Origin of the sequence: Streptomyces sp. McG3, from assembly GCF_018619185.1 — a bacterium.
In the GTDB taxonomy this organism is placed as follows: Bacteria; Actinomycetota; Actinomycetes; order Streptomycetales; family Streptomycetaceae; genus Streptomyces.
Genome location: NZ_JAAXYC010000303.1, coordinates 1 through 9,493, shown reverse-complemented (window position 1 = coordinate 9,493; position 9,493 = coordinate 1). Strand labels below are relative to the sequence as shown.

The following is a 9,493-nucleotide window of genomic DNA, read 5'->3' as shown; positions in this document are numbered from 1 at the left end:
TCCCCGGGATGCCCTTCCGGATCGCGCACGGTCCCCGCGACCGGCCCCGCGTCGCCCTCACCTTCGACGGGCGCGGCGACCCGGACCTCGCCCACGCCGCACTCGCCCGGTGCGAACAGGCCGGGGCACGCGTCACGGTGCTCGCGGTCGGCGCCTGGCTCGCCGAACACCCCGGCCTGGCCCGCCGGATCCTCGACGGGGGCCACGAGATCGGCAACCACACCGAGCACCACCTCGACCTCGCGTCCCTGGACGAACGCGCCGCGTACGAGGAGATCGCCGCGTGTGCCCGGCGACTGCGCCGGCTCACCGGGTCCATCGGCACCTGGTTCCGCCCCTCGCCCACCGCGTACGCCTCCCCGCTCCTCCAGCGCCTCGCCCAGCGGGCCGGCTACCCCCATGTCCTCGGCTGCGACGTGGAGTCGCTCGACCACGCGGCCACCCGCGTCGCTCCCGTCACCCGGAAGGTCGCGGGGGAGCTGCGCAACGGATCGGTGGTGGAGCTGAGCCTCGGCCGCCCGGTCACCGTCGACGCGCTGCCGCTGCTTCTCGCCGAGATCGGCCGTCGCGGGCTGCGCGCGGTGACGGCCACGGAGCTGCTGGGCCGACCGGCCGCCGATGCCACCCGGACGGCCCGATAATCTGATCCCTGACATTCGGCATCACGAAGGGGTGGAACTGTGGCGGACATCGAGTCGGCGCGGACGGCATTCGAGCGGTTCGACAGAGACGGCGACGGGCTCATCACGGCCAACGAGTACAAGAGCGCGATGGCCCAGCTGGGCGACCCCTTCGTCACCGAGACGGTGGCGCAGGCGATCATCAACGCCCACGACGCCAACGGTGACGGCCTGCTCACCTTCGACGAGTTCTGGGCCTCGCGGAACAAGGCCTGATCCGCCGCGGCGGCCGGTCCCGCGCCCATCGGGGCCCGGCCGCCGCCGGACACGTCCGAAGGGCCCCTTCCGGCCACTTTCCGGGCGCCTTCCGGCGGTCCCGCCCACCGGGCGTGGCTTGCTGTGTCTTTGTCCACCGATGAGGATCGGGCCGTGATGTTCTCCGGACCTCCCGCCGACCCGGCCGCGCCGCCCGGGCCAGGCCTGCCCGCGGCGGCGGCCGTACCGGCGCCGACGGACGACTCGCCCTTCGCCGGCGGGCCACCCGGGCAGCAGTCCGGCCGGCCGGCCCCCGGACGCTCCTGGACCACCCCCCTCCTGCTCTGCGCCGCGGGCACCCTCGCGCTCCTCGTGGCCCTGCTCGGCCCCGGCCTCGTGGCACGCGGCACCGGGGAGCTCCGGATACCCGGCGCGGGGCTCACCACCGTGCTCCGCACCGTCCTGTTCGCCGCGCTCGCCCTCCACCTGGGCGAACTCCTCGCCCCACAGCTCATCCGGCCCGTCCGGGGCCGCCCCCGCACCGCCGTCCGGAGTTGGGCGGTCCGCGCCTCGCTCGCCGGGGCGGCCGCCGCGGCCGGGCAGATCGTCCGGCTCGCCGCCGTCAGCGATCTCGGGATCACCGAGACCTACGGCACCCGCGAGGGCGGACTGCTCCTCCTCATCGCCAACGGCCTGGTCCTCGCCGCCCTCTGCGCCGCGAGCAGGCGCCCGGCCCTCGCCCTCGCCCCGCTCGCCCTCGTCATCGGCGCGGAGGCCCTGCGCGCCCACCCGGAGGCGTACAGCCCCGAGTTCGGCGCCGCCCTCACCGTCGTCCATCTGACCGCCGCGTCGCTGTGGACCGGCGGCCTGCTGTACGTCCTGCGCACCCTGTGGATCTGGCGCGGCTCACCCGTCGCGGCCCGCGCCCTGCTCGGCCGGTACGCGCGCCTGGCGATCTGGCTGTACGTCGCCCTCGCCGCCACCGGCACGGCGTCGGCCCTGCGCCGGCTGCCGCTGGACGTGGTGTTCACCTCCGCCTACGGGCGCACCCTGCTGGTCAAGCTGACGCTGATGGCCGTGGTCAGCGTGCTGGCGGTGGCGGCCCGGCGGCGGATGCTCCGGGACGCCGACCCGTCGGCAGCCCATCTGCTGGCCCGCCGCGAACAGGTCCTGCTGGGCCTGGTGGTGGTGGTCTCCGCGATCCTCACCGTCGTCCCCGACCCGCACTGGATCTCCCTGCGGCCTTGAGGCCTCCCGCCCGGCGATGCCCGACATCCGGCCGCGTACCGGGAGCGTGTTGCCTGGCCCCCGGGTAGCGTCAGGGGCGACCGAGGGAGGCGTGACGGCCATGCAGGAGCACGGGGAGAGCGGAGACCGCGGCGAGCAGATGGTCCGGCGGCTCGTCGAGGCCGCCGGAGTCGTTATCGACCGGGCCGGGTACGCCGGTGCGTCGACCCCGGAGATCCTGCGCCGGGCCGGAGTCTCCCGCGGCGCCCTCTACCACCACTTCGAGGGCAAGGAACAGCTCGGCAACGCGATCCTGGACCGCCAGCACGCGTTCTTCCGGCAGATCTCCGAACAGGCGGATTCGGGCCCGGCTCCCCAGGTCTGGCTCCAGGCGCTGATCGACATCAGCCACCTCTACACCGCCGGCATCCTGGAGGACCCCGTCCTGCGGGCCGCCGTGCGCCTGTCGATCGAACCGGGCCCCTACCTGACCGCCGAAAGCTACGCGGGCCCGCTCGGGGCCGTCACCGCCGTCCTCGAATCCGCCCGCGCCGCCGACGAACTCCAGGACCACGTCACCCCGGAGGAGGCCTCCCGGACCATCGTCGGCTGCTACAGCGGAGTGCAGCTGCTCGCCCTCGCCCTCGACGAGCGCGACGCCCTGCACCAGCAGGTCAGCGCCATGTGGGCCCTGATCATGCCCGGCCTCGCCCGCCCCGCCGTCCTCACCCGGCTGCGCCTGAGCGCACCACCCGCGGATACGGCGCGGCAGCGCTGACCCCCCGGCCCGATCCGCACGCGATCTCCGTGCGGCCTCAGCGCCTGTACGGCTTCCAGCCGCGCAACTCGTCGTCGCGCGGGGCCAGGACCAGCTCCGGTGCGCCCGGGCCGAAGACCGTCACGGGCCGCCGCGCGTCCCAGGCCGGCCACCCCGGGTCCCCGCCCGTCGCGAAGTCCACCCACGCCCGGTGCATCGCGTCCGCCAGCTCCTGCGGGGCGTCCGGGCCGGTCAGGGCCATCGTGTCGGGGTGGCCGAGCGTGTCGAAGACGAAGCCCAGCTCCAGCGCGTGACAGGCGCCGAGGCGCTGTACGGGGGTGGGCCAGCCGAACTCGTACACGTAACTGGCGCCCGGCGCGTGCGTCCGGGCGTCGGCCAGCCGGTTGAGCGGGACCCGCAGCAGCAGGTCCGTGGCGAGCGCGCCGAGGATCTCACCGGGGGTGGCGTCCGGCCGGTTGGCGCGGTAGGTGCGGGCGGTGGCGCCCGGCACCTTGAACTTCAGCAGGGCGAGGCGGAGCCGCAGCGCGCTGATCTTCTCGGTGAGCCCGCCGGGCACGAACCAGAGCCGGTACTCCTCGGTGTTCGTCCCCAGCAGCAGGTCGACCCCGGCGGACGCGCCCGCGTGCAGTGCCTCCACGGGGTCGTGGGGCAGCAGTTCGCCGTCCACGACCAGCTGGAAGGAGTCGCGGCCGGTCAGCGGGTTCCCGCCGCCGGTGACCTCGGTCTGCGCGGTGAGCAGCGCCTCCGGGTCCACGGCTGCCAGCGCGGCGGCCGTCGCGGGGACCCCGAGCCGCTTCGCGATCAGCTCGGTCGTCCGGCGGGCGGCGGCGGGCGGCAGCGCGGCGGGCGCCCCGCTCTGGAGCACCGCCCGCCGCAGCAGCCCCGCCGACCGGGGCGAGGCCAGCAGCGCGGCGATGCTGACCGCCCCCGCCGACTCCCCGGCCACCGTCACCCGGTCCGGGTCGCCGCCGAACGCCGCGATGTTGTCGCGCACCCACTCCAGGGCGGCCAGCTGGTCCAGGAGCCCCCGGTTGGCGGGCGCGTCCGGGAAGACGCCGAAGCCCTCGACGCCCAGGCGGTAGTTGACCGAGACGAGGACCACCCCGTCCCGGGCGAACGCGGAGCCGTCGTACACCGGCACCGCCGAGGAGCCGTGCACCAGCGAACCCCCGTGGATCCACACGAGCACCGGCAGCCCGGCCGTGCCCCGCTCCGGCGACGGCGTCCACACGTTCAGGTTCAGGCAGTCGTCGCCCGGCACCGCCGGATCCGGCAGCAGCAGGTCCAGCGGTGGGGCGTAGGGCCGCTTGGGGGCCGTCGGACCGTACGCCACGGTCTCGCGGACCCCCGTCCACGGCTCGGGGGGCCCGGGCGCGCGGAACCTGCGCGCGCCCACCGGCCCAGCCGCGTACGGGATGCCGCGGAAGACCGCGACGCCCCGCTCCACCGCACCGCGCACGGTGCCGTGCACGGTCCTCACCTGCGGGGGGATCCCCGCCACGCTGTCGGACATGCTGCGTGCCCACCCCTCTCGCGGTGCGGTGGTCCGGGCGGCTACTTCAGGTAGACCAGCCCGTCCGTGGTCAGCGCCGGGCGGCCCTTCGTACCGACGACCACGATCTTGACCGTGTGCTTGGCTCTGGAGGACCAGGACTGCGTCCAGATCGCGTCCCGGTACTTCGTGGCCGAGGACTTCAGGTCGACCGTCGCCGCCTTCTTCCCGTCGACGTACACGTATGCCTGCCCCGAAGTGGCGGCCCGCGACACCACCCAGGCGGCTGACCGGCCGGTGAACGTCCAGGTGAGACTGGCGTTCTTGGTGCTGCTGGAGTACGACTTGCCGCCCAGGTAGCTGCCGGAGGACTTCGTGGTCCACGTGCCGCCCTTCTTGGCGGCGGACTCCTGGAGGATCACCGGGGTGCCGGAGACCGAGGCGGCGGCCGTGTTGCCCGCGCGGTCGTACGCCGTCATCTTCCAGGCGGTCGCCGTGGCGGGCTTCGCGGTGTGCGAGGCGCTGCCCGTGGTCGGGCCGTAGGTCTTCGCGACGGGGGCGGTCAGCCGGACCTCCTTGAGGGAGGCCGCGTCGGTGGCCTTCCACTTCAGGGTGAGCGGGACCGCGGTGGCGTTCACCGTGCCGGTGCGCAGGGTGAGGGCCGGCTTGGTGGAGAAGACCGGCGGCGCGGTGTCGGCGACCACGGTCGCGACCGGCGACAGGGAGGTCTTCCCCGACTGGTGGGTGGCCCGGACCTGCACGGAGTGTTTGCCGGCGGCGAGGGTGGCCGGGGCCGAGGTGACGTCGCCCTTGACCGTGGCCACCGGCTTTCCGCCGACGAGCAGCTCGTATCCCTTGACGAAGGAGGAGGGCGTGGCCGCCTTCCAGCCGACGGTGATCTTCGACCGGGTGTAGTACGTGGAGCCGGAGGCGTTCGCCCCGGTCACCGAGGCGATGGTGAGACCGGTGACGGGTCCGGCGGCCAGGGAGCGGATGGCGGGGAGCTGGGCGTGGAGGCTCCCGCCGGGGCACTGGGTGTTGAACCCGTCCCGGTGTCCGGAGATCTGCTGGAAGGGGTAGGCCTTGCCCGCGGCGAACGACTTGCCGGCGAAGTTGCCGCCGTTCGCCCCGGCGGTGAGCTGGACGGAACCGGCCGGGTCGCCCCCGTACTGGCCGAGCTTCCACGCGGCGAGGCGGGCGACGGAGGTGGTCGCGGCGGTGGCGGCCTTGGTGTCGGTGTACATGCCGATCACGGCGATACCGGTGGTGTCCCGGTTGAACCCGTAGGTGTGCGCTCCCAGCACCGGCCGGTCCACACCGCCCTTGCGGCCCTCGAAGACGGTGCCGCACTTGTCGACGACGAAGTTGTAGCCGAGGTCCTTCCAGCCGTTCGACTTCACGTGGTACGTGTGCAGACCGCGCACGATGGCCGCCGAGTCGGCGCAGGAGTAGGCGTTCGTCTGCGCCGTGTGGTGGACGAAGACGGCCTTGACCCGGTCCAGGTAGTCGGGCGCCTCGGTGCTGAGCGACTCGTCGGCCTTCCAGGCCGCCCGGGAGACGATCGGCGGCTGGGGAACGGTGGACGGCGGGACGGGCGGGAGCGTCGGCGACGGGGAGCCGGTGGGCGCCGTCGGCGGGGCGGACGGCGTCGGGGACTCGGTGCTCGGGCTCGGCGTGGGGCTCGGCGGCGCCGGGGTCCCGGTGGCCGTGGTGGGCGAAGGCTCGTCCGTGGGCTCCGCGACCGGGTCCTCCGTGGGCGGGGTGGCCGGGGGCTCCTCGCCGGGCGTGGGCTCCTCGGAGGGGGTCTCCTCGACGCTGAACGCGGCCGGTTCGGCGGCGAGCGGGGTGGTCTCGCCGCCCGGGTCGACCGTGTCGAGCCGCAGCCCGTCGGGCAGTCCGGCCCGGGCGCCGTCACCGGCGCGTACGCGGACCTCGACGCCGTTGGAGGGGCCGACCCAGCGGGGTTCGGTGGTGCCGCGTACGCCGGACCGGCCGGTCTCGGTGCGGCCGTCGATCTCGGTGTCCAGGGGCAGCCAGCCGGTCCATTCGCCGGTGGCGGCGGAGCGGGTCCGGGCCTCGACGCTCCCCGTCACCCGAGCGGCGGGATCGGTCCAGGTGACGCCGAGCAGGCTGAACGGTTCGGTGTCGCGCCGCGCGAGCGACGCGGAGCCGCCGTCGGGCGAGGTCTTCAGCGCGGTCCGGTGCACATCGGCCTTCACCGGGGCGGACTTGGCGTCTGCCGCCCGCCCGTCGCGGTCGGCGTCGGAGGTACCGGTCACGCCCTGGAACACCAGGACACCCGCCACGGCCGCCGTCGTGACGGCGGCCGTGGTCCAAACTCTTCGCTGTGCTCTCACGTGTGATTCCCCGGGGACGACGCTGGCTGGAAGGCAGGGCATTCCGACCGGTCAGTCGCTGACCGGGGGCACGACGTCGCCGTCGGTCCGGCCGGTGGGGCGACCCGGGACATGCTTGCGTGCCCAGTCTTCCATGCGCTCGGACCGGACCTCACTCGACCCTGCCCCGGTCTGGCGGGAAACGTTCGGGTGGTCACGCGGCCCCGGGAGCCACCTTCCGGCAGGGGGCGGGTGGGGACTCCCGGGCTCCGGCCGGGTCGGGCGAGGACTCCCGGGCCGCCGTGCCACGCGGGGACGGTCGTCGCCGGGCGGGTCGTTCAGGCGGCGAAGTGCCGGGACAGCGAGTCCCGTTCGTCCAGCTCCACCAGGTCCGGGCGGGTGTAGCGCTCGGCGCGCGCGTGGTAGTCGAAGTCGCCCCGTACGAGTCCCCGGTAGTCCTGGACGCAGCGCTCCAGGGCTGCCCGGGTCGGGCCGCCGATGCCCGCCGCCTCGATTTCCTCGATCAGTTCCTTTTCCGCCCGCTGCACCCGTTCGGCTATCCGGGCCAGTTGGATACCGGCCTCGTCGACCGCTTCCTGGAGGGTGGATCCCCGGTCGCGCTGAATCAGCCGTACGGCGTTGTGCTCGTACCCGAGAGCGGCCTCCTTCTCGAAGGAGCAGATGTCGTTGCAGAGCCCGGAATGATCGGTTACCGCGTTCCGCAGGGCGATATAGGCGGGCAGGCTCCGGGCGGAATCCGGGAGGTCGATTCCGGCGGTGATCTCGTGCAGGCAGAGAAAGGGCTGCATGGCGACCGAATCCCGCCGGTGCTTGGCGAATTCGGCCCGGCTCGGCACCTGTCCGGCGGCCCGCTCGACGGCCTCGGCGTAGTACGTCCACAGCCAGGCGGCGGTGTCCCGCCGGAACTGCCGGTTCCACTGCGGCGACCGCCCGCGGCAGGTGCGGTCCCGCAGCCCGGCGAGCGCCCGCTCCATCGGCCCGTTCGGCGCGGTCCCGTCGAGGACGTCCACCAGGCGGGTGATCGCCGTCTCGCACATCAGCGGATCGCGCCCGGCCGGGCCGTCGTCGAACTCGTCGTCCACCAGGAAGGCCCAGAAGAGCCATTGACAGAAGAGGTCGAGATGCTCCTGCGTGGCCTGCGGGAAAATGAGGGAAATCCATAGCTCCGGGCGGGTCCGGATCATTTTCTTCCGGGCCGGTACGGACAGGTCGAGCCCTTCGGATTCGGCCCATTCCCAGGCGGCCCCACGGGTTTCCGCCAGGCCTGGATGGCACCCAGCACTCTGGAACGGCATATGAAACGCCGGTAACGTGATCTGGCTCATTGCTGCCCCTCGTCTGATGAATACGGGCGGACGATGTGAACGACGCGGTCCGGGTGATCGCGCCGGGGACGGTTCCGTCGGGAGGCGGCGGCCGAGGACCCGGAGGCCGGGCGACGGGGCGATGTGCGAGGTGGGAGGGCCATCACTGTCCTCATTCCTCCGCCGGGAGCCCGGGGTGCCGGGGCAGGGTCGGCGAGCCGGTGGGCGGGCGCGTCACCATGTGTAATGCCCAGTCAACCCCGGGTGGGGGTGCGGAGGGAAGCCGTTCGTGACCGAAATTGTTTGATCGTCGCGAACTCACCGATCGTTCCTGGGTAGTTAGTGACCTCATGGGGTCTCGGCGGGGGCAGTGGCGGGAGATGCCCCGGAGGCTCCGAGCCGACGGCGGAGCCACGTCTTCCGGCACAGGCAGGCTCGCGCAGCCGTGCCGGCTCACAGTGGACGTGCTCGGCTGCGCGTGCTCGGGACGGGCGTGCTCAGGTGCGCTTGAAGTACTCGACCTCGCCGACCGCGATCGGTCGCCCCTCGCCCTGGCCGGTCGCCTCCCGCAGCACCAGTTCGACGGAGACGACGTCGCTGATGCCCATCCGGGTCTCCTGCTTGCCGGGCTTGTCGTTGAGGGTCACCGTCTTCCTGTGCACCTTGTCGTCCTTCGTGGTGACGATCAGGTCCGCCCGGGTCGGCCTCGCGCCCCGCCGGAACTCCTGCGGCTCCTTCGACACACCGCTGTACACCACGACGCCGACCAGCCGGAACGGCGTCCCGAACGAGGAGGTCAGCGACGCGCCGAGTGCGGGGGCGCCCCAGTACTTGTTCGTCAGACCGTCGATCGCCGCGTTCGCCGGATGACCGGGAGCCGAGGCGCTGGCGGTCACCCCGGTGGGGCTGATCTCCTTCGTGCCGCCGAGCTTGTCCCGGACGTCCTCGTAGACGTAGCGCCCGAGCGGGAAGAACAGGAAGCCCGCCACCAGCAGCCCGGCCACGACCAGGACCAGCAGCGTCCGCCGCAGCGCCCGGCCCGAACCGCCGCGCACCCGGCGGCGGAACGGCCACACGGTGCGCCACCACGGCAGGGCGGCGGCCTGTTCCCGGGCCCGGAGCGGGGCGGCGCACCGCCGGCAGAACTGCCGGCCCGGCAGGTTCGGCGTGCCGCAGGCCGGGCAGGGCGGACCGTCCGGCGTCTCGTCCGCCTCCACCGGCCGTACGACGGGCCGCCGGGCCACGGGCTTGGCCGGCCGCACCGCCCCGATGGGTTCGTGTCCCTCGTCCCCGTCGGACGCACTCCTGGAAGCCGGTGCGGATTCCGGGAGTCCGGGGCGTACGGGGGCGGGAGCGGGCCGGACCGGAGGCACGGGCGGAGGCGTCGGCACGGGTTTCGCCGGGGGCGCCGCGGGCTGCGGCGGTACGGAGGTGGGCGCGGGAGCGGACCGGGGCGGTGC

8 protein-coding genes are annotated in these 9,493 nt (G+C 73.8%); 4 read left to right on the top strand and 4 right to left on the bottom strand.

Annotated features, from left to right (window positions below; all coding sequences use genetic code 11):
* The 4 genes from HET64_RS32045 to HET64_RS32030 all read left to right on the top strand — a co-directional run.
* Positions 1–641 (top strand): polysaccharide deacetylase family protein (locus HET64_RS32045; protein ID WP_215110655.1); only part of this gene is annotated, 641 nt, incomplete at its 5' end.
* A gap of 39 nt (positions 642–680) precedes the next feature.
* Positions 681–896 (top strand): EF-hand domain-containing protein, encoded by a 216-nt coding sequence (locus tag HET64_RS32040; protein WP_215110654.1) that lies wholly within the window; start codon positions 681–683, stop codon positions 894–896.
* A 156-nt stretch (positions 897–1,052) separates the two neighbouring features.
* Positions 1,053–2,123 (top strand): CopD family protein, encoded by a 1,071-nt coding sequence (locus HET64_RS32035; RefSeq protein WP_215110653.1) that lies wholly within the window; start codon positions 1,053–1,055, stop codon positions 2,121–2,123.
* Between the two features lie 100 nt (positions 2,124–2,223).
* A complete protein-coding gene (locus HET64_RS32030; RefSeq protein WP_215110658.1) occupies positions 2,224–2,880 on the top strand; it encodes a ScbR family autoregulator-binding transcription factor in 657 nt (218 codons plus the stop codon).
* 37 nt (positions 2,881–2,917) lie between these two features.
* Here HET64_RS32030 and HET64_RS32025 read toward each other — a convergent pair whose 3' ends face one another.
* The 4 genes from HET64_RS32025 to HET64_RS32010 all read right to left on the bottom strand — a co-directional run.
* On the bottom strand, positions 2,918–4,393 hold the full coding sequence (locus HET64_RS32025) for a carboxylesterase/lipase family protein (protein WP_215110652.1): 1,476 nt from the start codon (positions 4,391–4,393) through the stop codon (positions 2,918–2,920).
* A 41-nt stretch (positions 4,394–4,434) separates the two neighbouring features.
* A complete protein-coding gene (locus tag HET64_RS32020; RefSeq protein ID WP_215110651.1) occupies positions 4,435–6,729 on the bottom strand; it encodes a peptidoglycan recognition protein in 2,295 nt (764 codons plus the stop codon).
* A gap of 317 nt (positions 6,730–7,046) precedes the next feature.
* On the bottom strand, positions 7,047–8,024 hold the full coding sequence (locus HET64_RS32015; RefSeq protein WP_215110657.1) for a terpene synthase family protein: 978 nt from the start codon (positions 8,022–8,024) through the stop codon (positions 7,047–7,049).
* A 506-nt stretch (positions 8,025–8,530) separates the two neighbouring features.
* On the bottom strand, positions 8,531–9,493 hold a 963-nt coding region (locus tag HET64_RS32010), incomplete at its 5' end, for a zinc ribbon domain-containing protein (RefSeq protein ID WP_251146175.1).